The sequence below is a fragment of the Parahoeflea olei genome, assembly GCF_001703635.1.
In the GTDB taxonomy this organism is placed as follows: domain Bacteria; phylum Pseudomonadota; class Alphaproteobacteria; order Rhizobiales; family Rhizobiaceae; genus Hoeflea; species Hoeflea olei.
Genome location: NZ_LQZT01000049.1, coordinates 133,598 through 157,811 on the forward strand (window position 1 = coordinate 133,598; position 24,214 = coordinate 157,811).

The 24,214-nt window shown below is 66.9% G+C and carries 21 protein-coding genes; 11 read left to right on the forward strand and 10 right to left on the reverse strand.

Annotated elements, in window-relative coordinates:
• Window positions 1-36: 36 nt before the first annotated feature.
• A complete protein-coding gene (pepN, locus tag AWJ14_RS20480) occupies window positions 37-2,679 on the reverse strand; it encodes an aminopeptidase N (protein WP_066183966.1) in 2,643 nt (880 codons plus the stop codon).
• A 272-nt stretch (window positions 2,680-2,951) separates the two neighbouring features.
• On the opposite strand from pepN, the gene AWJ14_RS20485 reads away from it, so the two are divergent.
• Together AWJ14_RS20485 and AWJ14_RS20490 are read left to right on the forward strand one after the other, a co-directional pair.
• Window positions 2,952-5,249, forward strand: coding sequence for a xanthine dehydrogenase family protein molybdopterin-binding subunit (locus AWJ14_RS20485; protein WP_066183972.1), 2,298 nt, complete (start codon window positions 2,952-2,954; stop codon window positions 5,247-5,249).
• A 267-nt stretch (window positions 5,250-5,516) separates the two neighbouring features.
• Window positions 5,517-6,428 (forward strand): DMT family transporter, encoded by a 912-nt coding sequence (locus tag AWJ14_RS20490; protein WP_066183975.1) that lies wholly within the window; start codon window positions 5,517-5,519, stop codon window positions 6,426-6,428.
• Between the two features lie 116 nt (window positions 6,429-6,544).
• Here the strand turns inward: AWJ14_RS20490 and AWJ14_RS20495 are convergent, their stop codons facing one another.
• The 6 genes from AWJ14_RS20495 to rpsF form a co-directional block, all read right to left on the reverse strand.
• A complete protein-coding gene (locus AWJ14_RS20495; RefSeq protein ID WP_066183978.1) occupies window positions 6,545-7,831 on the reverse strand; it encodes an MFS transporter in 1,287 nt (428 codons plus the stop codon).
• Between the two features lie 189 nt (window positions 7,832-8,020).
• Window positions 8,021-8,971 (reverse strand): uracil-DNA glycosylase, encoded by a 951-nt coding sequence (locus tag AWJ14_RS20500; protein WP_066183981.1) that lies wholly within the window; start codon window positions 8,969-8,971, stop codon window positions 8,021-8,023.
• A 134-nt stretch (window positions 8,972-9,105) separates the two neighbouring features.
• Entirely contained in the window at window positions 9,106-9,696 is a 591-nt protein-coding gene (gene rplI, locus AWJ14_RS20505) for a 50S ribosomal protein L9 (protein WP_066183984.1), read from the reverse strand.
• Window positions 9,697-9,735: 39 nt separating this feature from the next.
• Window positions 9,736-10,695 carry a DUF2232 domain-containing protein gene (locus AWJ14_RS20510; protein ID WP_066183987.1) on the reverse strand — a complete coding sequence of 320 codons (960 nt, stop codon included), beginning with the start codon at window positions 10,693-10,695 and terminating at the stop codon, window positions 9,736-9,738.
• Window positions 10,696-10,826: 131 nt separating this feature from the next.
• On the reverse strand, window positions 10,827-11,075 hold the full coding sequence (gene rpsR, locus AWJ14_RS20515; protein ID WP_007196805.1) for a 30S ribosomal protein S18: 249 nt from the start codon (window positions 11,073-11,075) through the stop codon (window positions 10,827-10,829).
• A 12-nt stretch (window positions 11,076-11,087) separates the two neighbouring features.
• Window positions 11,088-11,501 (reverse strand): 30S ribosomal protein S6, encoded by a 414-nt coding sequence (gene rpsF, locus AWJ14_RS20520; protein ID WP_066184193.1) that lies wholly within the window; start codon window positions 11,499-11,501, stop codon window positions 11,088-11,090.
• 449 nt (window positions 11,502-11,950) lie between these two features.
• Between rpsF and AWJ14_RS20525 the strand changes: the two genes are divergently transcribed.
• The 4 genes from AWJ14_RS20525 to AWJ14_RS20540 all read left to right on the forward strand — a co-directional run bounded on the left by AWJ14_RS20525 (window position 11,951) and on the right by AWJ14_RS20540 (window position 16,445).
• A complete protein-coding gene (locus AWJ14_RS20525; protein ID WP_066183990.1) occupies window positions 11,951-12,433 on the forward strand; it encodes a putative pterin-binding protein in 483 nt (160 codons plus the stop codon).
• A 1-nt stretch (window position 12,434) separates the two neighbouring features.
• Window positions 12,435-14,465: a putative bifunctional diguanylate cyclase/phosphodiesterase gene (locus tag AWJ14_RS20530; RefSeq protein WP_066183993.1), complete on the forward strand. Its 2,031-nt coding sequence runs from the start codon at window positions 12,435-12,437 to the stop codon at window positions 14,463-14,465.
• A gap of 104 nt (window positions 14,466-14,569) precedes the next feature.
• The gene (locus AWJ14_RS20535; RefSeq protein WP_066183996.1) at window positions 14,570-15,046 is read left to right on the forward strand and encodes a pyridoxamine 5'-phosphate oxidase family protein; all 477 of its coding nucleotides are present in this window, start codon (window positions 14,570-14,572) and stop codon (window positions 15,044-15,046) included.
• A gap of 247 nt (window positions 15,047-15,293) precedes the next feature.
• The gene (locus AWJ14_RS20540) at window positions 15,294-16,445 is read left to right on the forward strand and encodes an MFS transporter (protein ID WP_210183574.1); all 1,152 of its coding nucleotides are present in this window, start codon (window positions 15,294-15,296) and stop codon (window positions 16,443-16,445) included.
• A 39-nt stretch (window positions 16,446-16,484) separates the two neighbouring features.
• Here the strand turns inward: AWJ14_RS20540 and AWJ14_RS20545 are convergent, their stop codons facing one another.
• The 3 genes from AWJ14_RS20545 to AWJ14_RS20555 form a co-directional block, all read right to left on the reverse strand.
• A complete protein-coding gene (locus AWJ14_RS20545; RefSeq protein WP_066184006.1) occupies window positions 16,485-17,525 on the reverse strand; it encodes an aldo/keto reductase in 1,041 nt (346 codons plus the stop codon).
• A gap of 108 nt (window positions 17,526-17,633) precedes the next feature.
• Window positions 17,634-18,560 carry a calcium/sodium antiporter gene (locus AWJ14_RS20550; protein ID WP_066184009.1) on the reverse strand — a complete coding sequence of 309 codons (927 nt, stop codon included), beginning with the start codon at window positions 18,558-18,560 and terminating at the stop codon, window positions 17,634-17,636.
• Window positions 18,561-18,753: 193 nt separating this feature from the next.
• A complete protein-coding gene (locus AWJ14_RS20555; protein ID WP_066184012.1) occupies window positions 18,754-19,035 on the reverse strand; it encodes a hypothetical protein in 282 nt (93 codons plus the stop codon).
• 230 nt (window positions 19,036-19,265) lie between these two features.
• On the opposite strand from AWJ14_RS20555, the gene fabD reads away from it, so the two are divergent.
• The 5 genes from fabD (at window position 19,266) to mltG (ending at window position 24,214) form a co-directional block, all read left to right on the forward strand.
• A complete protein-coding gene (fabD, locus tag AWJ14_RS20560) occupies window positions 19,266-20,219 on the forward strand; it encodes an ACP S-malonyltransferase (protein WP_066184015.1) in 954 nt (317 codons plus the stop codon).
• A gap of 63 nt (window positions 20,220-20,282) precedes the next feature.
• The gene (fabG, locus tag AWJ14_RS20565) at window positions 20,283-21,020 is read left to right on the forward strand and encodes a 3-oxoacyl-[acyl-carrier-protein] reductase (RefSeq protein ID WP_066184018.1); all 738 of its coding nucleotides are present in this window, start codon (window positions 20,283-20,285) and stop codon (window positions 21,018-21,020) included.
• A gap of 257 nt (window positions 21,021-21,277) precedes the next feature.
• Window positions 21,278-21,514, forward strand: a complete 237-nt coding sequence (locus AWJ14_RS20570; protein WP_047032512.1) for an acyl carrier protein — start codon at window positions 21,278-21,280, stop codon at window positions 21,512-21,514.
• Between the two features lie 99 nt (window positions 21,515-21,613).
• Window positions 21,614-22,876: a beta-ketoacyl-ACP synthase II gene (gene fabF / locus AWJ14_RS20575; protein WP_066184020.1), complete on the forward strand. Its 1,263-nt coding sequence runs from the start codon at window positions 21,614-21,616 to the stop codon at window positions 22,874-22,876.
• Between the two features lie 117 nt (window positions 22,877-22,993).
• Window positions 22,994-24,214 (forward strand): endolytic transglycosylase MltG, encoded by a 1,221-nt coding sequence (gene mltG, locus AWJ14_RS20580; protein WP_066184023.1) that lies wholly within the window; start codon window positions 22,994-22,996, stop codon window positions 24,212-24,214.

Consider the following 24,214-nt stretch of genomic DNA (forward strand, 5'->3'; position numbering starts at 1 on the left):
GCGGATGCGGGGCAAAAGAGGTCGAAGCAGGGGGTGTCAGGCCGCCAGCATGCGGTCGACGATGTCGCTGACATCGGCCGACAGGTTGCCCGCCGAGCGGATCGACACCAGCGCCAGCCGGGCCTGTTCCTGACGCTCCGCCTCCAGCGAGCGCCAGGACCGCATGGCGGTCAGCAGCCGGGCGGCAAGCTGCGGATTGCGCTTGTCGATATCGACCACCTCGCGCGCGAGCAACCGGTATCCTCCGCCGTCGGCGGCATTGAAGCCGGTCGGGTTGCCCGACGTGAAGGCGCCGACCAGCGCGCGCATGCGGTTGGGGTTGGTGCGGTCGAAATCCTTGCCGGCCAGCAGTTCCTCGACCCGGGCGCGGGTGCCGGCGCCGGGTGCGAGCGCCTGCAGCGAATACCATTTGTCGAGCACCAGCGGATCGTCGGCAAAGCGCGTCCGGAACGTGTCGAGCGCCTGGCGGGTTTCCGCGGCCGCGGGGAAATTCTGGGTCATCACCTGCAGCGCCTGCGACAGGGTGGTCATGTTGTCGGCCGCGTCGAAGGCTGCCTTGGCGCGGGCAGGGGAGCCTTCGGCGATCGCCGCATAATTCATGGCGATGCCGGCGAGCGCGCGCCTGCCGGCGTCCGCCGCGCCGGGGCTGTAGGGGCCTTTCGGCGCGCCGTCGGCGAGGTCGGAAAACACCGCGAGGCCCGCACGGGCGATTTCCGACAACACCGCCTCCCGCGCCGCGTGGATCGCATCAGGATCGATATTGCTGCCGATTTCGCGGGCGATGTCGCTTTCGGCGGGCAGGGTCAGCGCCTGGGCGCGGAACGCCGGCTCTAGGCTGTCGTCGGCCGCCGTGGCGACCAGGATATCGGCGAGGTCGCGCGCGGAAGGCAGGTTGCGGCCGTCGCGGGCGAGGCGGGAGGCCTCCACCAGATGGCGCGTGGCCTGTTCGCTGATCGCCTGCCAGCGCGCCACGCCGTCGCTGTCATGGCGCGCGATATGGGCGAGATCGGCCGTGCTCTGCTCCATGGCGATGTTGACGGGGGCCGAGAAGCCGCGATTGATCGACAGCACCGGCCGTCCCGGCACGCCGGTGAAGGTGAAGACCTGCCGCCGCCGGGTCAGGTGCAACACGCCGTCGGCGGCCTCCTTGCCGGTGGGGTGGCCCGCAAATTCGGATCCGTCGGGCAGGATCAGCCCATAGGCCAGCGGAATGTGCATCGGCGCCTTGCGGGACTGGCCGGGGGTGGGCGCCAGCGATTGCTCGAGCGTGACCTTGAAGGTCTTCTTCGCCTCGTTCCAGTCGGTCGACACCGTCACCGAAGGGGTGCCGGCCTGGCTGTACCACAGCGAGAACTGCTTGAAGTCGCGTCCGCTCGCCTCGGCGAAACAGGCCAGGAAATCCTCGATCGTGGCCGCGTCCCCGTCATGGCGCTCGAAATAGAGATCCATGCCCTTGCGGAAATCCTCCGCCCCCACCACGGTGCGGATCATGCGCACCACCTCGGAGCCTTTTTCATACACGGTCGTCGTGTAGAAGTTGTTGATTTCGCGGTAGGATTCCGGGCGGACCGGATGCGCGAGCGGGCCCGCGTCCTCGGGGAACTGGTGTGCCTTCAGCAGCCGGATCTCGGCGATCCGCTTGACCGGGGCCGAGCGCTGGTCGGCGGAGAACGCATGGTCGCGATAGACAGTCAGCCCTTCCTTGAGGCACAGCTGGAACCAGTCGCGGCAGGTGATGCGGTTGCCGGTCCAGTTGTGGAAATATTCGTGGGCGATGATCGCCTCGATATTGGCGAAGTCGGCGTCGGTCGCGGTCGCCGGGTCGGCCAGCACATATTTGTCGTTGAAGACGTTGAGGCCCTTGTTCTCCATCGCCCCCATGTTGAAGTCGGAGACGGCGACGATCTGGAAGATGTCGAGGTCGTATTCGCGGCCATAGACCTCCTCGTCCCACCGCATCGAGCGCTTGAGTGCGTCCATGGCATAGCCGGCGCGCGGTTCCTTGCCGTGCTCGACATAGATCTTGAGCGCCACCTCGCGGCCGCTCATGGTGGTGAACGTGTCCTCGATCAGGCCGAGATCGCCGGCCACCAGCGCGAACAGGTAGGAGGGTTTCGGGTGCGGGTCGAACCAGGCGGCGAAGTGCCGGCCCTCGTCGTAATTGCCGCCGCCGAGATAGTTGCCGTTCGACAAAAGGTATTTGGCCTCGTCCTTCGAAGCGATGATGGTGACCGTGTAGACCGCCAGCACATCCGGCCGGTCGTAGAAATAGGTGATGCGGCGGAAGCCCTCGGCCTCGCACTGGGTGCAGTAGACCCCGTTGGTGCGGTAAAGCCCCATCAGCGCGGTGTTGGTCTCGGGCGAGATCGTGGTGCTGACGGTCACCTCGAACGGCGCGCTTTCGGGCAGGCCGCGGATGACGAGCGTATCTGGCGTCACGTCATAAAGCGCAGGATCGATGTCGCTGCCGTCGAGCTGCAGGCCGTCGAGCGTGAGCTCGTCGCCATCGAAAACCAGCGGCACGTCCTTCGCCACGCCCTCGCGCCGGTGCAGGATCACGCGCGAGATCACCTTGGTCTCCCGGGGGTCAAGCTCGAAGGTCAGGTCGATGCGCTCGACCACGAAATCGGTCGGCTTGTAGTCCTTGAGCTTGAAAACCTGTCCGGTCTCAGTTCGCATGCATGCCCCCTCAGAATCCCATAATGGGACACAACGCTATCATAACGGTTCCTGACACGGGGTTAAGACGGTTTGCCAATAAGGGTGGGGCTCCGGTCCGGCTGCGAAACCGGCTGGGCTGTGCGTCGGGGGGGGCGGTTTGCCGCCGCGGGCGAGGTGGCGCGGACGCCGGGAAAGCGCGGATTCCGGACGGTCCTCTCGACATTCGGGGCGACGCGGCTAACTATGGTTGACAGATTGACGCACCAGCCAGGCAAGCAGCGGGACCAGCCATGACCATCGCGATACCCAAATTCGGCGTGGGCGCCTCCGCGCTGCGCAAGGAAGATCCCAGGCTTCTGCGCGGGGAGGGCGCCTTTACGGACGACGTGCGCGCCGAAGGCGAACTCCGCGCCTATGTGCTGCGATCTCCCTATGCCGCGGCCCGCTTCGTCATCAACGATGTCGAGACGGCGCGCGGCAGCGAGGGCGTGCATCTGGTGCTGACGGCCGCCGATGTCGCCCATCTCGGCCCCGTCACCTGCCAGACCCCGCTCAAGCAGCCCGACGGCTCCCGCCATGCGCTCAAGCATACGCCGCTGTTGTGCGACGGCGAGGTGCGCCATGTCGGCGACGCGGTCGCCTTCATCGTCGCCGACACGCTGGCCCAGGCGCAGGATGCGGCGGAACTGATCGACATCGACTGGGAGATCGGCGACGCCCATGTCGATCCAGGAACCGCGCTCGACGAGGGCAGCCCGCTGGTCTGGCCCGATCTCGGCAGCAACCAGGCCTTCCTCTACCGGGTCGGCGACGCAGCGGCGACCGACAAGGCCTTCGCGGATGCCGCGCATGTCACCTCCATCCGCTTCGTCAACAACCGGCTGGTCTCGAACTACATGGAAACCCGGGCGTGCCTTGCCGAATGGGATGCGGCGGCGGAGAAATTCACCCTGACGCTCGGCTCGCAGGGCGTGCACGGCATTCGCCGGACGCTCGCCAATGACGTCTTCCGCATGGAACTCGACCGGTTCCGCGTCGTCACCCGCGATGTCGGCGGCGGCTTCGGCACCAAGGCCTTCAACTACCGCGAATACCCGCTGTCGCTCGAAGCCGCGCGGCGCACCGGCCGTCCGGTCAAATGGGTGTGCGACCGCACCGAGCATTTTCTGGCCGACTCGCATGGCCGCGACCACCGCACCGCCGCGTCGCTCGCCCTGGACGCGGACGGGCGTATCCTCGGGCTGAAGATCGACATCCTCGCCAATATGGGCGGCTATCTTGGCCAGTTCGGCCCCTATGTGCCAACCTTCGGCGCCGCCATGGCGACCGGCGTCTACGACATCCGCGCTCTCGATTTCACATTGCGCGGGGTCTACACCCACACCACCCCGGTCGACGCCTATCGCGGCGCGGGCCGGCCGGAGGCGGCCTTCCTGATCGAACGGCTGATCGATGCGGCGGCGCGCGAAATCGGGCTTCCTGTCACCGAACTCAGGCGCCGCAACTTCATCCGCCCCGAGCAGTTTCCCTATCTCACCCGGGGCGGGCGCAATTACGATGTCGGCGAATTCGACGGGCATATGACGCGTGCGCTCGAAAAGGCGGATTTCGCGGGCTTTGCCGATCGCGCGAAGGAAGCCGAAAGCCGCGGGCGCCTGCGCGGCTTCGGCACGGCGGTCTATATCGAGGCCTGCGCCTTTGCCGGCTCGGAACCCGCCAAGCTCACGCTCGACGCGGATGGCGGCATCACGCTCTATATCGGCACCCAAACCAATGGCCAGGGCCACGCCACCGCCTACAGCCAGTTCGTGGCCGATCATATCGGCATCGATTTCGAGCGGATCACCGTGCGCCAGGGCGACACGAACGAACTCGCCAAGGGCGGCGGCACCGGCGGGTCGCGCTCGATCCCGCTCGGCGGGGTCTCGGTCTCCGCCGCCTCACGGGTATTGGCCGACAAGATGAAGAAGATCGCCGCCGACGAACTCGAAGCCGCCCCCGGTGACATCGAACTCGTCGACGGCGAGGCGCGCATCGTCGGTACCGACCGGGTGATCACCTATGCCGACATTGCCCGCGCCGCCGGGAGCGAAGCCGACCGCACCGGCGACGCCGACGTGGTGCAGAACGAGGCTACTTATCCCAACGGCACCCATGTCTGCGAGCTCGAGGTGGACCCCGACACGGGGCAGGTCGAGATCGTGGCCTACACCATCGTCGACGATTTCGGCCACACGGTGAACCCGGTGCTGCTCCTGGGCCAGGTGCATGGCGGCGTGGTGCAGGGCATCGGCCAGTGCCTGAGCGAGGGCGTGGTCTATTCCGAGGACGGGCAGTTGCTGACGGCGAGCTTCATGGATTACGCCGTGCCGCGCGCCGACTCTGTGCCCTCGTTCTCGTTCGAAACCCGCAACGTGCCTTCGACGACCAATGCCATGGGCATCAAGGGGGCGGGCGAGGCCGGCACCATCGGCGCCTGTCCGGCGGTGATGAACGCGCTGATCGACGCGCTCGACCGCGCCCGCGGCATCCGCCACATCGACATGCCGGCGACGCCGCAACGGGTCTGGGAGGCGCTCAATGCCTGAGCCGGCCCTAGGCGACGGCCGCCTGCGCGAGCCCCGTCGCATCAGCGCGACGCGGGTCTTCCATCAGCTTAATTGATCGGACGAAGCCTGGCGAACAGGTTACCGTAGGTCATTGCCCTTGTTATATCTGCCTGTGCCCCAACCGGAATCGCTGTCCCGAGCCTGTGGGGCCCGGTTCACGAAAGAATGGTTTTGACGGATCCCCTGCCAGTCTCCAGTTCCGAGACATCCCCCGCCCCCACGCCCCCCACGCTGTCCGGATCCCCGATGATCGGGATCGCCCTCAAGGTCGCATCGGTTGCGGTTTTCGTCACCATGTCGACGCTGATCAAGGCTTCCGGGGAAGGCATGCCCGCCGGCCAGATCGTGTTCCTGCGCTCGGCGTTCGCGATCGTGCCGATCCTGGTCTTCCTGGCGCTGCGCGGGCAGCTCGACACCGCCTGGCGCACGAAGAACCCGCTGTCGCATGTGCGCCGGGGGCTGGTCGGCGTGGTCTCGATGGTGCTGAGCTTCTACGGCATCATGCGGCTGCCGCTGCCCGACGCCATCGCCATCGGTTACGCCATGCCGCTGCTCGCGGTCGTGTTCGCCGCACTGTTCCTGGGCGAGACCGTGCGCATCTTCCGCTGGACGGCGGTGGCTATCGGGCTCGGCGGCGTGCTGATCATCACCTGGCCGCGGCTCAGCCTGTTCGGCGACGGCTTCGGCTCGCAGGAGGCGCTGGGCGCGGCCGCGGTGCTCGCCTCCGCCGCCCTCGGCGCCACGGCGATGATTCTCGTGCGCAAGCTGGTGCTGAGCGAACGCACGCCGACGATCGTGCTCTATTTCTCGCTGACGGCGACCTTGCTGTCGCTGCTGACGCTGCCCTTCGGCTGGATCGTGCCGGACTGGCAGACGCTCTCGCTGATGGCGATGGCCGGGTTCTGCGGCGGGCTGGGGCAGATCCTGCTGACCCAGAGCTACCGGCATGCCGATGTCTCCACCATCGCGCCGTTCGAATACACCTCGATCGTGCTCGGCATCGTCATCGGCTATTTCCTGTTCGGCGACGTGCCGACCTGGTCGATGCTGCTCGGCACCACCATCGTCGTCGGCGCCGGCCTGTTCGTGATCCTGCGCGAACATCGCCTCGGCCTCGAACGCAAGGCCCAGCGCAAGCTCGTCACCCCGCAGGGCTGATTTTCCGAGCCATCAGCCGCCACCGGCGTGGGGCGGTGCGGCCCCTCAGGCAGCAGGCCCGTGCAAAGATCCTTGCATTCAAGGATCGTCGCGCGGCGAGCTGAGCGCTCGTGGCCTCAGCTTCCGGCCGCCACCTCTTCTTCCGCCTCCTCCTCGTCCGTGCCCCAGGCGGGGTCCGAGCGCGGGTCGAGTTCGGCGGTCTGCGGCGTGAGATCGGGCAGGGCGGCCATCGGCAGGAAGTCCGAGCGCATCTCGGCCGAGGGCTGTTCGCGGCGGCTGATGCGCCAGGCGGCATGGGCGGAATAGATCGCGAAGCACAGCGCGATGGTGACGAACAGCGCCCGCGGGCCGAACCAGTCCATGGCCGCGCCGGTGATCAGCGGACCCAGCATGGTGGCGCAGCCATAGGTCAGCATCAGCCCGCTCGAGACTTCGACGAATTCGTCGGCATGGGCGTGGTCATTGGCATGGGCGACATTGAGTGAGTAGATCGGAAACAGCACCGTGCCGAGGCAGAGCATGCAGGCGAAGAACAGGATCCGGTTGTCGACGCCGAGCAGCACCGTTGCCATGCAGGCGAAAATGCCGATGAAGCCCGCGAAGATCATCACCTTGCGCCGGTCCATGCGGTCGGACGCCCGGCCCAGCGGATACTGGAAGATCGCGCCGCCGATCATGGCGATGGCGAGCATCGACGCGCCCTCGGTGGTCGATAGCCCGAGCTGGGTCGCGTAGACCGGCCCGAGCCCGCCCCAGGCGCTGGCGATCAGGCCCGCAAGCAGGGTGCCGATCACCGCCGCAGGCGAGTTGCGGTAGAGCTTGGGAATGTCGAACTTGACCTGGGTGAGCGGTTGCGGCGACTGCGCGCTCGACAGTGCGGTCGGCATCACCGCCATCGAACAGACCAGCGCGCAGATCATGAACAGCACCGGCCCGGTCGGATCGCCGAACGGCACGATATACTGGCCGACCATGACCGCGGTCATGGTCACCACCATGTAGACCGAGAACAGCGCGCCGCGGTTTTCGTTGCTGACCCGCTCGTTGAGCCAGCTTTCGATGATCATGTAGGCGCCGGCGATCGAAAAGCCGGCGAGCGCCCGGGTGAGCACCCAGGCCGCCGGATGCACGATCAGCGAATGCAACAGATAGGACATCGCCATGACCGTGGTCAGCGCGCCGAACACGCGCACATGGCCGACCCTGAGCACCAGCCGCGGCGTGATCACGCAACTGGCCGTGAAGGCGATGGCGTAGCCGGTGGCAATCAGCGAGATCGTGAAGGTCGACCAGCCTTCCTCGACCGCCCGGACCGGGATCAGGTAGCCCGACAGGCCCATGGCGGTGAGCAGGAAGAAGGTTGAAGTCAGCAACGCCGCCACCGATCGAATGGACTGGATCATGGCGGCATCCTTGACGTCTTGGCGTGGCCCTCGCGCCCCCCGCCGGACGCGGATGGACGAACAGCCCCTCGGGCATGATGATTCTGCGGCAACAATGCCACGGCCGATGGTCGCGGGTAAGCCCGATTGCGACGCAGGCGGTCTGGTTCACGCCGCGACCTGCGGTCGCACCCGGACGGCGCCGGCCGCTCAGTCTCCGCTTGGGGCGGGGGCGTCGGTGCTGGTGCCGCCGGGACCGGCGCTGAGAGCATCGAGCCGTTCCCTGAGCGACAGCAGATCCGCCCAGGCCAGCCGCTTCTGCGCCGGGTTGCGCAACAGATAGGCCGGATGCAGCGTCGGCAGTGCCGGGATCGCGGTCTCGCCGACCTTGTACTCCATCCAGGTGCCGCGGAGCGACAGGATGCCTTTTTCGGTGCCGAGCAGCGACTTGCTCGCGACATTGCCGAGCATCACCACGATCTTCGGCGCCGCGAGCGTGACGTGGCGCTCGATGAAGGGGCGGCAGAGCTCGATTTCATGCGGCGCCGGCGTGCGGTTGCCCGGCGGCCGCCAGGGGATCATGTTGGTGATATAGGCGCTGTCACGGTCAAGCCCGATGGCGGCGAGCATCCGGTCGAGCAGCTGCCCGGCGCGGCCGACGAAGGGCGCGCCCTGGATGTCCTCCTCGCGCCCCGGGGCCTCGCCGATGAACATCACCTCGGCTTCCGGGTTGCCGTCGGCAAACACCAGCGTCTTGGCGCTGTGCCTGAGATTGCAGCCGGTAAAGCCGTCGAGCGCGGCGCGCAGGTCGGCGATGGTCGCGGCGCCGGCGGCGCGGACCCGCGAATCCTCGAAGGCGGCTTCGCCCGGAATGGTCAGTTGCGAGGCCTGCGGGATCGGCGTCGCCGGCGCGGCGGAGGCTTGCCCGGGGCGCTCGACGCGCGGCGGGGCGGGGCGCTGCATCTCTGCGCCGCCCGTCGCGGGCGCGCTCGCGGGTGGTGCCTGCCGTGGCCCGCGGGCCCGCGCCCGTGCGATCTCCGCCGACTGCACGAACCGGTCGATCGCCTGCTCCTCGCACAGTTCCTCGACGCCGCTGTCGGCATAGAAGCTCAACAGCGCCGCCAGCGCCTGCGGGGACATGTCGGTCGCGGAAAGGGCCATGCCCCGGGTGTTACCCCAAAACGCGTGCGGGCGGAAGCGCACAGATGCCCGGCGCAACGAAAACGCCCGGGGCCTTGCGGTCCCGGGCGCGTGCAGGTCTGTCCGTGCCGGCGCCCATAGGCGCGGCAGCGAAATCAGGCGTTGGCTTCGTCTTCGTCGTCGTTGAAGTCCGGGTCGTTGGCAGCGGCTTCGGCGGCCTCGGCAGCGGCTTCCTCGTCGATGCCGTAGATCGCGTCGGCCGACGACAGGTCTTCGCCCTTGAGCTGGCGCTCGGCTTCATCGGCCGAACGGGCGACGTTGAAGGTGACGGTCACGTTGACGTCCGCATGCAGCGCCAGCGGCACTTCGTGCAGGCCGATGGTCTTGATCGGGTTGTTCATGTCGACCTGGTTGCGGCCGATGTTGAAGCCGTTCTCGGACAGCACGGCCACCACGTCGCGGGCCGCGACCGAACCGTAGAGCTGGCCGGTTTCGCCGGCGGAGCGGACCACCACGAAGGTCTTGCCGTCGAGCTTCTCGGCGACCTGCTCGGCTTCCGACTTGCGCTCGAGGTTGCGGGCTTCCAGCACCGCACGCTCGGCTTCGAAGCGGGCCTTGTTGGCGGCATTGGCGCGCAGCGCCTTGCCCTGGGGCAGCAGGAAGTTGCGGGCGTAGCCGTCGCGGACCTTCACGGTCTCGCCCATCTGGCCGAGCTTGGCGATGCGTTCAAGCAGAATGACGTCCATTTCAGTGTTCCTTTCGAGTGGGTGTCAGGTGTGTCTGTGTCAGGGTTTGGTATCGGGACCGGACGGGGTCACGGTCAGGGTGCGGGCGGTGTCGAACAGCCCGAGGAAGAGGAAGAAGAGGAGCGGGATGGTGAAGATCAGCGTCCCCAGATAGCAGATCCACAACATCAGCCCGCGCGCGGGCTTGCCGCGGGTGCGGTGATGCACGATCGCGAAGCCGGCGACCACGAAGCCCATGCCGAAGGCGCCGATCAGGGTCCAGCCGATCAGGCCGATGCCGCCGCCGAAAAAGCTCAGCGTCCCGCCGACGGCGAGCGCGATCACGCCGGTGCGCGGCATCCTGAGCTGCGAGGGCAGGTCGTCCTGCGGGCGCTTCGAACGGCCCGACAGGCGCACGATCGCCGAAGCGGCATACCAGCCGGTGAACAGGATGACGACCCACATCGCGGCCTGTACCGCGGGCAGCGCGAACAGGAAGAACTGCTTCATCTCGGCGATCGCCTCGGCCGAGGGCTGGTAATCGGCATTGCCCTCCCGAAGCGTGGAGACGAAAATCTCCACCAGTTGCGAGACGAAGTCCGGGCCGTAGCCCATGGCAAGCCCGATGGCGATGAGGCCGACGCAGACGCAGCCGGCGAGATTGAGGAAGATGTCCGAGAGCGGATACCAGGCCACCCCGCCTTCGGGGCCGCCGATCTCCTCGGCGGGACGCGCGAGGTTCGACAGATGCGCGATCCAGGCGGCGGGCGCGAGCGTGGTGACGGCGGAGACGAGGGCGGCCTGCGGCGTGGTAATCAGCGCGATCGCCGCCATCGCCAGGGCAACGGCCACGATCGAGGCGAGATTGGACCAGCCAAGCCCGGCGATCAGGATCGGCAGGGCGGCGGCGGCAAACAGCAGGAAGGAGAGGCTCGAGGGCGAGCCGGCGCTGACAAGCATGACGGCGGCTGCGATGCCGGCGAGCAGGCCCACGAGGAGCGATGTGCTTTGCTGTGTCATCTGTCGCTGTCCTGCGTTCAAGCAGTTAGGGGCGGTGGTGCCCCAACCCGGGATTTGGCGGCCCAGACCCCGCGCCCGTCGCGGGATGGGAACACGGGCCGGCGGCGTCCGCCGGCCCGCATGTCAAAAGCTTACTTCAGCACATAGGGCAGCAGGCCCAGGAAACGGGCGCGCTTGATCGCCTTGGCGAGTTCGCGCTGCTTCTTCTGGCTCACGGCCGTGATGCGGGAGGGAACGATCTTGCCGCGCTCGGAAATGTAGCGCTGCAGCAGGCGAACGTCCTTGTAATCGATCTTCGGCGCATTGGCGCCCGAGAACGGGCAGGTCTTGCGGCGGCGATGGAACGGACGGCGCGTCGGGATCTGGTTGATGTCGACCATTGTCAGTTCTCCTTATTCGCGGTCTTCGCGCGGACGGCGCGGGCCACGGTCACGGTCGCCACGGGGGCGGTCGTCACGGTCGCCGCGCGGGCGGTCGTCGCGGTCGCGCTTCTGAAGCATGGCCGAGGGGCCTTCCTCATGGGCTTCGACGGAGACGGTCATGAAGCGAAGGATGTCTTCGTTGAAGCGCATCTGGCGCTCCATTTCCTTCACGGCGTCTGCCGGTGCATCGATGTCCATCAGCGCGTAATGCGCCTTGCGGTTCTTGTTGATGCGGTAGGTGAGGGACTTCAGGCCCCAGTGTTCAATGCGCCCGACTTTGCCGCCATTTGCCTCGATCACGCCCTTGTAGAGTTCCACAAGGCCTTCGACCTGCTGGCTGGAGACATCCTGCCGGGCAAGGAATACATGTTCATAAAGAGCCATGATTGACTTGCCTTTCTTGCTTTTCACTTCACCCGGATCCGGCGCTAAGCCCCAGCGACTTGTCCTGGCGGCATGAGCCGGGCAAGAAAGACGTGGTTTCGAGACGGTCGTGAGCGGAGACACGGGAGGCCGGGGCGCTGTTGCCCCTAGGACCCCGCAAGGGATCGCACCCTCCGTTCAGCCACCAGCCGGAATGACCGGGTGTTCGAACAGCCGCGCTTATACGCGCTTTTACGGCCATTGCAAGCCATCGGGCCGATTTCCCGCGCCCGATGGCCGGAACGGGCCTTGGCCGGGGTCCTGCGGGTGCAGCCGGGCGGCCGGCATTCAAGAATATGACAGATTAGGAAAATTGCATCGAACTCCTTAAACCGGCCTTAGCGCAGCCGGGCTAGGACTGGTGTGACGCCGCGGCAGCTTTGGCCCGGCAGCCTTGAGGAGGTTCCGTCATGTTCGATCGCCTTCGCGTCCTGGTACTCGCTGCCGTCCTGGCCGTGCTGCCTGCATCCCTTGCACTCGCCGGCGACGTGATTCTCACCGTCGACGGCAAGATCGCCGGCGGCAAGCCGGTTGACCTGACGCGCGCGGATCTCGAGGCGCTCGGTTCGGCCACCATCGTCACCGCCACGCCGTGGCGCGACAAGCCCGTGAGCTTCGAGGGGGTGCCGTTCAAGGCGCTGCTCGAAAAGCTCGGCGCCACCGGGGACACGCTCTATGTGGTCGCGCTCAATCACTACAGGTCGGAGCTACCGGTGGCCGATATCGAGACATACGACCTCATTCTCGCGCTCAAGCAGGACGGCGCCTACATGCCGGTGAGCGACAAGGGGCCGCTGTTCATCGTCTATCCGTTCGATTCCCACCCGGAGCTCAAAAACGAGGTCTACTATGCCCGTTCGGCCTGGCAGGTCCGCTCGATCACGGTCGAATGACATGAGCCCCGCCCGCCCGGACCTGCCTCCGATCTGCCGGGTGACCGGCATCTTCAACGTGCTCGCCGCGCTGATGACGATCGCGCTGTTGATCATCATCGCCGTGCACGCCAATCTGGTCACCGAGACCGAGCGGACCATGCAGCGCTCGTCCCGTTATGACAGCGCCTGGGTGGGAGCGGCGGGGCGCATCGAAATCCTCAACCTGCAGAAGGCGCTGGCCGGCTTCGCGCTGTCGCGCAGCGAGGAGGATGCCGACCAGGTGGTGCTCTTTACGGAGATTCTCGCCAACCGCTTCTCGATCTATCGCGCGCCGGGGTTCCAGGCCTTTCTCGACGCCAAGCCGCGGCGCCGGCAGCTGCTCGTCGAAGCCGAGAGCCGGTTCGCGATGGCGAGGCCGCAGCTGGCCGCGGTGCGCGACCTCAATGCCGCGGCCCTTGCCGCACTCGGCGCGGAGCTCGAACGGGTGTTTGCCGCCGTCGACCGTGTCGGGGCGGAAGGGCAGGCCGATTCGGTCAACGAAGCCGCCCAGATCCGCGCGGAAATGCGGGCCAGGCAGACCTTGCAGACCTGGCTCGTCAGCGGGCTGTTCGGGTCGATCGCGCTGCTTCTGGCGATGTCGACGGTGCAGAACCGCTTCCTGCGCTCGGCCACCCGCTCGGCACAGCGCTCGGCAATGGACTTCTCCTATCTCGCCCACCACGACAGCCTGACGGGGCTTCCGAACCGGATGGCCTTCACCGACGCCTTTGCCCGTGCCGCGGCTGCCTGCAGCGAAGGCAGAACCCGGAAAATTGCGGTTCTCGCGCTCGATCTCGATGGTTTCAAGAACATCAACGACCGGCTTGGCCACGGCGTCGGCGATGCCCTGCTCAGACAGGTGGCCGAGCGGCTGGCCGGCTGCTGCGCGGCGTTCGACAACTGCATGCTGACCGCCCGTGTCGGCGGCGACGAATTCGTCGTCATGCTGGATGCGTCGGACGGCGCGCAGGACGTACTCGCCCAGGCCGAGCAGCTCCGCGCGGCACTGTCGGAGTCCTATGTCGCGGCGGGCGGGTCGCTGCTCGTCGGCGCCTCGGGCGGCATTGCGGTCAGCGACGCAGACGGCGATCCCGACGCGCTCCTCGTCAATGCCGACATCGCGCTCGCGCAGGCCAAGCTGTCGGGCAAGGGCCGGGTGGTGGCGTTCGACCCGGCGACGCGCGAGGCCTTCCTGCGCCGCGCCCTGATCGAGGCCGAACTCGGCGAGGCCATCGCCACCGGCCAGATCGTGCCGCATTACCAGATCAAGATGGATGTCGGCAGCGGTCGGGTGTGCGGGGTGGAGGCGCTGGCGCGCTGGACCCATCCGACGCTCGGCGCCATCTCGACGGCCGAATTCACCCCGATCGCCGAAGGTTCCGGCCTGATTCTCTCGCTCGGGCGCTCGATTCTCGAACGCGCCTGCCGCGATGCGCGCAGCTTCCCCGAGGGCATCGGCGTCGCCGTCAATCTGTCGGCGATCCAGTTCATGCGCGACGATGTGGTCGATGCCATCGAGCAGGTGCTGCGCGCGACCGGACTGCCCGCCCACCGGCTCACGCTGGAAGTCACCGAAACGCTGATGCTGTCGGAATCCGAGCGCGCCATCGACACCCTGACGCGGCTTCGGGACATGGGCGTCGCCATCGCGCTCGACGATTTCGGCACCGGCTATTCGGCGCTGTCCTATCTGAGGCAGTTTCCCTGGGACGAGCTCAAGATCGACCGTTCCTTCATCGTCGAGATGGAAACGGACGCGCGCGCCCGGGCGATCGTCGGCTCGATCACGGCGATGGCGCACGAACTCGGCATCGACGTGACCGCCGAAGGGGTGGAGACCCGCGGCCAGGTCGAGGCGCTGCGCGCGGTCGGCTGCGAGACGCTGCAGGGCTATTTCCTGGGCCGTCCGGTCGCCGTGGCCGATCTTCCCTGGGCCATGCTCGAGGGTGTCGCCGCGGTCGCGCGGATCGGAAGCGGTGTGGCCGCGCCCGCGCAGAGCCGCAGCGCCTGACCCGGCCTGCGCCGCGAGGGAAGAAAAGAAGGGCCGGAAAGTGACGCAACCAATCCGGCCATGCCGCGTTCTCCTGCTGACACACCAATAGACAGGAGCACGTGATGACACAGATCGACCGGAACCATGTATGGGACATGATCGAGGACATGCGGGTCTGCATGCTGGTGACCTGGGACGGCAGCCGCCAGAGCGCCCGTCCGATGGGGCCGATGCCGATCCGCGACGAGAACGCGATCTATTTCTTCACCGACGTGAAGGCGGAGAAGGACGACCAGATCCGCGAATTTCCGATCGTCACGCTGGCCTATGTCGACACCTCCAACAATGATTACGTCTCGCTCACCGGCACGGCGACGCTGACCAATGACCGGCGCAAGATCGAGCAGTTGTGGTCGCCGGTGATGAAGACCTGGTGGGAAGACGCGCATGACGAGAACATCCGCCTGATCAAGGTCGTGCCCGAGGATGCCCAGGCCTGGGACGGCCCGGGCGGGCTGGTCGCCTCCGTCAAGATGGCCGCCGCCGCGGCCGGCATGGGCGAGGTCGATCTCGGCGAGTCCGCCAAGGTCAAGATGTAGGCAAGGTCAAGATGTAGGCAAGGACCAGATGGAAGGCGGCGCTCACCCGCTTTCGCCCGCGACCCTTTGGCCGGCGCGCCCCGATTGGCGGCGCGCCGGCATCGTTGCGGGGGTGTCTTGCCAGAATCGAAAATCGGGATGAAGCTGGGGGCATAGGGCAGTTTCGCCCCCCATCCTCTTGCGTTTGCCCTGAAAATTGCTCCGAAACCGTCTTCCGCTCCTCGAGTTTCCTCCGCCCCGGCCCGGCGTGAATGCCTTCGCGACGCTCGCCGCCTGCGAGGCCTCGGCGCGGGCGACGCTGATCTCGGTCTATCCGGTGCTGATGTTCCGGGCGCTCGGCAGTGCCGCGGCGGTCTCGGAGATCTATGTGCTGATCGGATGCTCCGCGCTGGCCTGCGCGCTCGGGGTGCCGCTGCTCGCCCGCCATGTGCCGCGGCGCTGGCTCTACACGCTCGGCATCCTGATCCTGATCGCCGGAAGCGTGATCGGTGGGTTCTTCCCGGCGCGCTTCGTGCCGTTGGCGGTCGCTGCCAATTCCATCGGGCTGGTGATCGTGGCGGTCTGCTTCAATGCCTATGTGATGGATTATGTCGAGCGCGCCTCGATGGGGCGCAACGAAAGCCGCCGGCTTCTGTTCAGCGGCATCCCCTGGAGCGTCGGTCCGTTCCTGGGCGTGCTGCTGATGGACATTCACCCGCAGATCCCGTTCCTGATTTCGATCGCGGCCTGCCTGGTGATGCTGGCCTTCTTCTGGCACCTGCGGCTTGGTAACGGCAAGGCGATCACCAAGGCGCGGCGTCCGCCCGCCAATCCGCTGCGCTACGTGCCGCGTTTCTTCCGCCAGCCGACGCTGCTGGCAGGCTGGTTCTACGCCACGCTCCGCTCGGTCGGATGGTCGATCTACATCATCTATCTGCCGATCTTCGCGGTCAAATCCGGGCTCAGCGACCAGATCGGCGGGCTGGCGCTGTCGATTTCCAACGGCTTCCTGTTCCTGACGCCGCTGATGCTCGGCTATCTGCAGAAAACCGGCGTGCGCACCGCGCTCGTCACCGGCTTTGCCGGCAGCGGCGCGCTGTTCGTGGTCGCCACGCTGGTATCGGATTATCCATGGCCGGCGATCGCCATCCTGCTGTCGGGCACGCTGTTCCTGATCCTGCTCGACATCTGCGGCGGGCTGCCGTTCCTGCTCACCGTCAAGCCCTCCGAGCGCACCGAGATGGCGGCGGTCTACTCGACCTTCCGCGATGTCGCCTCGGTCGGATCGCCGGTCTTCGTGCGGCTGGTGCTCGCCTTCGTGCCGGTGCAGGGCGTCTTCGCCGCAACCGGCGTGCTTCTGCTCGGCTGCGCGCTGATCGCACGCCGCACCCATCCCGGCCTCGGCCTGCGCCGCCACTGACCGTCGCCCGGCCCCAGCGCCCGGAAGCGGGCGCCAGGCTCAGATCGGCAGCGGATGCTCCCGCCGGGCGGCGGCGATGTCGTCGAGCACCTCCGCGGACAGAAGCAGGTCCTTGGCGTCGATCGCGGTCCTGAGCTGGTCCATCGTGGTGGCGCCGATGATCGCCGATGTCATGAAGGCCCGCGTCAGGCAGAAGGCGATCGCCATTTGCGCGGGGTCGAGCCCGTGTTTTGCCGCCACGTCGAGATAGGCCGCGGTGGCGGCCTCGGTGCGCGGCCCCCAGCGTCCGCCGAGCTCCGGCGTAAGCGTCCGGCGCGAGCCCTCGGGAATGACGTCGCCCTGGTACTTGCCCGTCAGGATGCCCGCCGCCAGCGGGGAGAAGGCGAGCAGGCCGACATCCTCGTGATGGGAGAGTTCGGCGAGGTCTGTGTCGAACATCCGGCAGATCAGGTTGTATTCGTTCTGGATCGAGGCCACGCGCGGCAGCCCGTGCTCTTCCGACAGGCGCAGGAACTGCATGGTGCCCCAGGCGCTTTCGTTGGAAAGCCCGATGGCCCGGATCTTGCCGGCGCGGACGGCATCGCCGAGGCCTTCGAGCGTGGCGTGCAGGTCGGCGACGGTCGTGTGCTTGTCCTGCTGCTCCGGCGCGAAGCTCCAGTGCTTGCGGAAATGGTAGGAGCCGCGATTCGGCCAGTGCAGCTGGTAGAGGTCGATGTGATCGACGCCGAGCCGCTTCAGGCTGCCGTCGACCGCCTCCATCACCGAGGCGCGGGTGAACCCCTCTCCGTCGCGGATCCAGCTGTTGCCGTTGCCGGTCATCTTTGTGGCCAGCACCACGTCGCCGCGCCGGCCCGAGGCGCGGAACCAGGAGCCGGTGATCTCCTCGGTGCGGCCTTGCGTCTCCTTGCGCGGCGGGGTCGGGTACATTTCCGCCGCATCGAAGAAATTGACGCCTTCGCCGAGCGCGTAATCCATCTGCGCGTGCGCCTCGGCCTCGGTGTTCTGCTGTCCCCAGGTCATCGTGCCGAGGCAGATTTCGCTCACCATGATGCCGGTGCGTCCGAGCTGGTTGAATTTCATGAGGCCGGTTCCTTCCGTTCGACTTTGCGCCGCACAATAGTCATGGGAGCCTCGCGCGCAAGCTGCGGCACGCGTGGCCCGCAGGACTGACCGGTGCGCTGCGCCGTCTTACAGAAGCCAGGCGACGTAACCGCCATAGACGGCAAGCATTGCAATCCCCGCGCCGCGGCCGATCCGCCCGGCCAGCATGATCAAGGCGCTGAGCGCCACCGAGACGGCGAGCATGAACGGGATGTCGAAGGTGGCGATCGACGGGTCGACCGGCACCGGCGTGACGATCGCGGTCACGCCGAGAATGCCCAGGATATTGAAGATGTTGGAGCCCACCACATTGCCGAGCGCCACATCGGCGTGGCGGCGGAAGGCGGCGACCACCGAGGTCGCCAGTTCCGGCAGGCTGGTGCCGACGGCGACGATGGTGAGCCCGATCACCGCCTCGGAAATACCAAAGCCCTGGGCGATGGCGATGGCCGCGTCGATCAGCAGTTCCGCGCCGAAGAACAGGCCGCCAAGGCCGCCCACGATATAGACCGCTTCCCACAGGCCGCCGACATGGATCGCGGTGGTTTCGTCATCCGCGTCCGCGCGGTTGCGGTCGGTGAGGGTCACGAAGACCAGGTAGCCCAGCAGCGCCGCGACCATCACCACGCCGAATTTGAGGTCGATCACGCCCCAGAAGCCCAGACCCAGCATCACCACGGCGGCAACCAGCATCATGACGAGATCGCGCCCCAGATTGCGAATGCGCGCATTGATCGGCGAGATCGCCGCGGCGAGGCCGAGAATCAACAGGATGTTGGCGGTGTTGGAGCCCACCACATTGCCCACCGCAATTGCCGGCGCATTGTCGAGCGCGGCCTGGAGCGAGACCAGAAGCTCCGGCAGCGAGGTGCCGAACCCCACCACCGTGAGCCCGATCAGCAGCGGCGGCATGCCGAGCCGGTTGGCGAGCGAGACCGCGCCGCGCACCAGGAATTCCGCACCGGCGGTCAGCAGCACAAGCCCGGCTGCAAGCATCAGCACATTGGACAGCATCCGTGTTTCCTTCGCCTGCCGGGGCCATGCCCGGGCAAATCACATGAGCGACGCGCGGCAGTGCCGGTAGAGGATCGGCCCCGACCGGCACGCGAGCGGCGCGGCACCGGCCCGGTCCCGGGCCCGGGGCGGTTCTGGGCCGGCATCGTACTTGGCTGCGCCCGGCGCCTATGCTCCGGGGTCCCCGATCCGGTCAATCCGCGTTTTCGGGATTCAGTTCGGCAGCGATCGCAAGCTTGGTGATCATCCAGGTGGCCCACAGCGCCGCCGGCACGAACAGGGCCAGCAAGACGATGTCGCCGGTGGTGCCAAGGCCGAAGACGCCATCAAGTGCCCAGACCGCGGCGGCGGTGCCGAGCCAGATTTCCGTGCCGATCAGCACAATGGCGCCGATGGCGGTAAGAAATGCGGCAATCTTGGTCTTGGTCGGGGCGGAGGAAGCAAGCGGGGCGGCGTGCGACGCGGTGTGCGACATCGTGGTGTTTCCAATGGAGCGCTGCGGGAGTCGAGCGCGACGGCGAAGATGTGATCGCAAGCCATGGCGAATTCAAGGCTCCAGCATGCCCGGAGCGCAAAAATATTGGCAGTCGCAGTACCGGCCCGGCGGAACCGGGACAGGGGGGGCTGGCGGGGTCGAACCTTGACACACGCCGCGCGAATGTGAATTGAAGCGGCAAACGACACGACAGGATCGGAGCGCGCGACATGGCCACAGCATTCACTTTCCCGGGACAGGGCAGCCAGGCAGTCGGCATGGGCAAGGATCTGGCGGAGGCCTTTGCCGAAGCCCGGGCCGTCTTCGACGAGGTTGACGAGGCGCTCGGCGAAAAGCTCTCAGCGGTGATCTTCGAAGGTCCGGAAGAGACGCTGACGCTGACGGCGAACGCCCAGCCGGCGCTGATGGCGGTGTCGATGGCGCTGGTCCGGGTGCTCGAAGCGCGCGGGCTCGACCTGAAAAAGACCGCGAGCTACGTGGCCGGCCACTCGCTCGGCGAATATTCCGCGCTGTGTGCCGCAGGCATGTTCTCGATCGCCGACACCGCGCGGTTGCTCAGGATTCGCGGCAACGCCATGCAGGCCGCGGTTCCTGCGGGCGAGGGCGCGATGGCCGCGATCATCGGTCTCGAAGCCGGCGATGTCGAAGCCGCCTGCGAAGAGGGCCGCGCACTCGGCCCGGTGCAGGTCGCCAATGACAATGGCGGGGGCCAGCTGGTGATTTCCGGGCTCAAGCCCGCCGTCGAGGCGGCGGCAGCGGCCGCCACCGGCAAGGGCGCCAAGCGCGCGCTGATGCTGCCGGTCTCCGCGCCGTTCCATTCCTCGCTGATGCAGCCCGCGGCCGAGGCCATGCGCGAAGCGCTCGCCGGCGTCGCCCGCTCGGCCCCGGTCGTCCCGCTCGTCGCCAATGTGCGCGCAGCGCCCGTCACCGATCCCGACGAGATCGTCGGCCTGCTGGTCGAGCAGGTGACCGGCCAGGTGCGCTGGCGCGAGACGGTCGAATGGTTTGCCGCAAACGGAGTGACGACGCTCGCCGAAATCGGCTCGGGCAAGGTGCTCACGGGGTTGGCCCGCCGCATCGACCGGACCGTGACCGGCCTGAACGTGGCCGGCGCCGCCGACATCGACCCGTTTCTGGCCGCAATCTCCGGCCAGACCGGCTGAACCGCAGATACCATCCTGGCCTCCAAGCAGGCGGAACCGAAAACGACCCCGAAAGGACTTCCCATGTTCGACCTGACCGGCCGCAAGGCCCTGGTGACCGGCGCAACCGGCGGAATCGGCGAGGCGATCGCGCGCCAGCTCCATGCCCGCGGCGCGACCGTCGGCATCCACGGAACCCGCGTCGAGCGGCTTGAGGCGCTGGCCGCCGATCTGGGCGAGCGGGTGCTGATGCTGCCCGCCGACCTGTCCGACCGCGAGGCGGTCTCCGCGCTCGGCAAGAAGGCCGAAGCCGATCTCGAGGGCGTCGACATCCTCGTCAACAATGCCGGAATCACCCAGGACGGGCTGTTCGTGCGCATGAGCGACGAGGCCTGGGACAAGGTGATGGAGGTCAACCTGACCGCCGTGTTCCGCCTCACCCGTGAACTCGCCCATCCGATGATGAAGCGCCGCCACGGCCGCATCATCAACATCACCTCCGTGGTCGGCGTGGCCGGCAACCCGGGGCAGGCGAACTATTGCGCCGCCAAGGCCGGGATGATCGGCTTTTCCAAGAGCCTCGCCCAGGAGATCGCCCCGCGCAACGTCACCGTCAACTGCGTCGCCCCGGGCTTTGTCGAAAGTGCCATGACCGAAAAGCTCAACGACAAGCAGAAAGAGACGATCATGGGCGCGATTCCGATGCGCCGCATGGGCTCGGGCGCGGAAATCGCCTCGGCGGTCACCTGGCTTGCCTGCGACGAAGCCGCCTATGTCACCGGCCAGACCATCCATGTCAACGGCGGCATGCTGATGGTTTGAGGCGGGGCCGGGCAGGGTGGGCAATTCGCCGCTGCGGCGCATTTTCCGGCTTTGCCCGATTGCCAAACCGTGGTACTTCGCCCGCGCCGGATGCGTGATGCGCATCGGCTTCGGGCCGGGAAAAACTGCTGAAATCCACAGCTTCGGCTTTGACGGAACCGGGGCCAGCGCATAAAAAAGCGTTACGAGCTTGATTACCCATGCTTGCGCAGGTAACGAAGCGCAACACCAATTTGAAACAGGTCGAGGAAACCGACATGAGCGACATCGCAGACCGCGTAAAAAAAATCGTCATCGAACATCTGGGCGTTGACGCTGAGAAGGTGAACGAAGGCGCAAGCTTCATTGATGATCTTGGTGCGGACTCGCTCGACACCGTCGAACTGGTGATGGCATTCGAAGAAGAATTCGGCGTCGAGATCCCCGATGACGCGGCCGACACCATCCTGACCGTCGGCGACGCGGTCAAGTTCATCACCAAGGCCCAGGCCTGAGTGGATGTGAGACGACGGGCGGCCTCTTCGCTGCCTTCAGGACCGGCGCAGCACCTGCGCCGGTTCGTTGCTTTTCTGGTATGACTGGGGATTAGGACGATGCGAAGAGTCGTCATTACCGGAACAGGTGTGGTTTCTCCGCTCGGCTGCGGCACCGAGATCACGTGGACCCGGCTGATAGCCGGCCACAACGCGGCTTCGCGCGTCACGGCATTCGACGTCAGCGACATCGCCGCCCAGATTGCCTGTTCCGTCCCCACCGATCCCTCGCTGGAAGGCAGCTTCAATCCCGATGACTGGATGGAGCCCAAGGAACAGCGCAAGATCGACAAATTCATCCTGTTCGGCGTGGCAGCCGCCGACATGGCGCTGAAAGATGCCGGCTGGCACCCCGAAAGCCGCGAGGACCAGATCGCCACCGGCGTGATGATCGGTTCCGGCGTGGGCGGCCTCGAAGGCATCGTCGAAGCGGGCTACACGCTGCGCGACAAGGGCCCGCGGCGGGTCTCTCCCTTCTTCATTCCGGGACGCCTGATCAACCTGGTCTCGGGCCAGGTGTCGATTCGCCACGGCTTGCGCGGCCCCAACCACGCGGTCGTCACCGCCTGCTCGACCGGCGCGCACGCGATCGGCGATGCCGCCCGGCTGATCGCGCTCGGCGATGCCGATGTGATGGTGGCTGGCGGCGCGGAAGCCGCGATCTGCCGCATCGGCCTCGCGGGCTTTGCCGCCTGCAAGGCGCTCTCGACCGCCTTCAACGACACGCCCGAAAAGGCTTCGCGCCCCTATGACCGTGACCGCGACGGGTTCGTCATGGGCGAGGGGGCGGCCACCGTCGTGCTCGAAGAGCTCGAGCATGCGAAAGCGCGTGGCGCCAACATCATCGCCGAAGTGGTGGGGTACGGCCTGTCGGGCGACGCCTATCACATCACCGCCCCCGCCGAGGACGGCGACGGCGCCTATCGCTGCATGCAGATGGCGCTCAAGCGCGCGGGCCTCACCCCCGCCGACGTCGATTACATCAATGCCCACGGCACCTCGACCATGGCCGACACGATCGAGCTCGGCGCGGTCGAACGGCTGGTGGGCGAGGCCGCGTCGGGGATTTCGATGTCCTCGACCAAATCGGCCATCGGCCATCTGCTCGGCGCCGCCGGGGCGATGGAAGCGGTGTTCGCAGCGCTGGCGATCCGCGACAATGTCGCCCCGCCAACCCTCAATCTCGACAATCCCGACGTCGAGACCAAGATCGACCTGGTGCCCAAGGCCGCGCGCAAGCGGCAGATCGACGTGGCCCTGTCCAATTCCTTCGGCTTCGGCGGCACCAACGCCTCGCTGGTTCTCAAGCGGTTTGCGGAATAGGGCGCCGGCGCGATACCGGCGCCTGCACCTTGTCCAAAACCGGCATTTCGCCACATTGAGCGGTAAAGACACAGTTCAGGGTTCTGCCCTGTTTCAATTCGAGCGGAGATTGACCTCGTGACCGACCGCGATACTGAAAACAAGGGATTCTTCGGCCGCGCAGGCGACAAGAAGGCCGGCTCTTCCGGCCCGATCGTGCCGGTCTCTCCCTCCCAGGCATTGAAACCCGAAAAGCCGCCGCAGCCGCCCAAGCGCTCGCGCCGCGCGCGCAGCCAGGTCGTGGTGTTCCTGAACTTCCTCTTGTCCCTGGTCATCTTCGTCGCCATCATCGGCATCGGCGTGTTCTGGTACGGCAAGACCGAGTTCGAAGGCCCGGGCCCGCTCGACCAGACCACCGATTTCATGGTGCGCGAGGGTGCCGGTCTCAACCAGATCGCGGCCGGGCTCGAACGCCAGGGCATCATCGCCAACCAGCGCATCTTCTCGCTCGGCGCCAAGAGCATGCTGGGCGAAGACACGCTCAAGGCCGGCGAATACGAGATCAAGGCGCATGCCTCGATGCGCGACATCGTCGACCTGATGCAGTCGGGCAAGTCGATCCTGCATTCCTTCACCGTGCCCGAAGGCCAGACCGTGGAACAGGTGTTCGCCCGCCTGCGCGCCGATCCGATGCTCGAAGGCGACCTGCCCGAGGAAATGCCCGCCGAAGGCGCGCTGCTGCCGGAAACCTACAAGTTCTCGCGCGGCACCACCCGCGCCGAAATCCTCGAACAGATGATCAAGGCGCAGACCCGGGCGCTCGCCGGCATCTGGCAACGGCGCGACCCCGACCTGCCGCTGGAAACGCCCGAGGAGCTGGTCATTCTCGCCTCGATCGTCGAGAAGGAGACCGCCCGCGCCGACGAGCGGCCGCGCGTGGCCGGCGTCTTTATCAACCGGCTCAATCGCGGCATGCGCCTGCAATCCGACCCGACCATCATCTACGGCCTGTTCGGCGGCGCCGGAAAGCCGGCCGACCGGCCGATCTACAAGTCCGACGTGGACAAGGCGACGCCCTACAACACCTATATCATCAACGGGCTTCCGCCGACGCCGATCGCCAATCCCGGCCGCGAGGCGATGGAGGCGGTGGCCAATCCGTCGCGCACCAAGGATCTCTACTTCGTCGCCGACGGCACCGGCGGGCACGCCTTCGCCGAAACGCTCGACGACCACAATACCAATGTCGCCCGCTGGCGCAGGCTCGAGGCCGAGCAGCAGAAGGCGGCCCGCGAAGCCGAGGCAAAGGCCGCCGCGGAAGCGGCCGCAGCCAGCGAAAAGCCTGCGACGGACAACTGA

Bases quoted from the DNA above. Each gene is read 5' to 3' on its own strand.
- pepN (WP_066183966.1), bottom strand. From the start codon at position 2,679: ATGCGAACTGAGACCGGACAGGTTTTCAAGCTCAAGGACTACAAGCCG.
- AWJ14_RS20485 (WP_066183972.1), top strand. From the start codon at position 2,952: ATGACCATCGCGATACCCAAATTCGGCGTGGGCGCCTCCGCGCTGCGC.
- AWJ14_RS20490 (WP_066183975.1), top strand. From the start codon at position 5,517: ATGATCGGGATCGCCCTCAAGGTCGCATCGGTTGCGGTTTTCGTCACC.
- AWJ14_RS20495 (WP_066183978.1), bottom strand. From the start codon at position 7,831: ATGATCCAGTCCATTCGATCGGTGGCGGCGTTGCTGACTTCAACCTTC.
- AWJ14_RS20500 (WP_066183981.1), bottom strand. From the start codon at position 8,971: ATGGCCCTTTCCGCGACCGACATGTCCCCGCAGGCGCTGGCGGCGCTG.
- rplI (WP_066183984.1), bottom strand. From the start codon at position 9,696: ATGGACGTCATTCTGCTTGAACGCATCGCCAAGCTCGGCCAGATGGGC.
- AWJ14_RS20510 (WP_066183987.1), bottom strand. From the start codon at position 10,695: ATGACACAGCAAAGCACATCGCTCCTCGTGGGCCTGCTCGCCGGCATC.
- rpsR (WP_007196805.1), bottom strand. From the start codon at position 11,075: ATGGTCGACATCAACCAGATCCCGACGCGCCGTCCGTTCCATCGCCGC.
- rpsF (WP_066184193.1), bottom strand. From the start codon at position 11,501: ATGGCTCTTTATGAACATGTATTCCTTGCCCGGCAGGATGTCTCCAGC.
- AWJ14_RS20525 (WP_066183990.1), top strand. From the start codon at position 11,951: ATGTTCGATCGCCTTCGCGTCCTGGTACTCGCTGCCGTCCTGGCCGTG.
- AWJ14_RS20530 (WP_066183993.1), top strand. From the start codon at position 12,435: ATGAGCCCCGCCCGCCCGGACCTGCCTCCGATCTGCCGGGTGACCGGC.
- AWJ14_RS20535 (WP_066183996.1), top strand. From the start codon at position 14,570: ATGACACAGATCGACCGGAACCATGTATGGGACATGATCGAGGACATG.
- AWJ14_RS20545 (WP_066184006.1), bottom strand. From the start codon at position 17,525: ATGAAATTCAACCAGCTCGGACGCACCGGCATCATGGTGAGCGAAATC.
- AWJ14_RS20550 (WP_066184009.1), bottom strand. From the start codon at position 18,560: ATGCTGTCCAATGTGCTGATGCTTGCAGCCGGGCTTGTGCTGCTGACC.
- AWJ14_RS20555 (WP_066184012.1), bottom strand. From the start codon at position 19,035: ATGTCGCACACCGCGTCGCACGCCGCCCCGCTTGCTTCCTCCGCCCCG.
- fabD (WP_066184015.1), top strand. From the start codon at position 19,266: ATGGCCACAGCATTCACTTTCCCGGGACAGGGCAGCCAGGCAGTCGGC.
- fabG (WP_066184018.1), top strand. From the start codon at position 20,283: ATGTTCGACCTGACCGGCCGCAAGGCCCTGGTGACCGGCGCAACCGGC.
- AWJ14_RS20570 (WP_047032512.1), top strand. From the start codon at position 21,278: ATGAGCGACATCGCAGACCGCGTAAAAAAAATCGTCATCGAACATCTG.
- fabF (WP_066184020.1), top strand. From the start codon at position 21,614: ATGCGAAGAGTCGTCATTACCGGAACAGGTGTGGTTTCTCCGCTCGGC.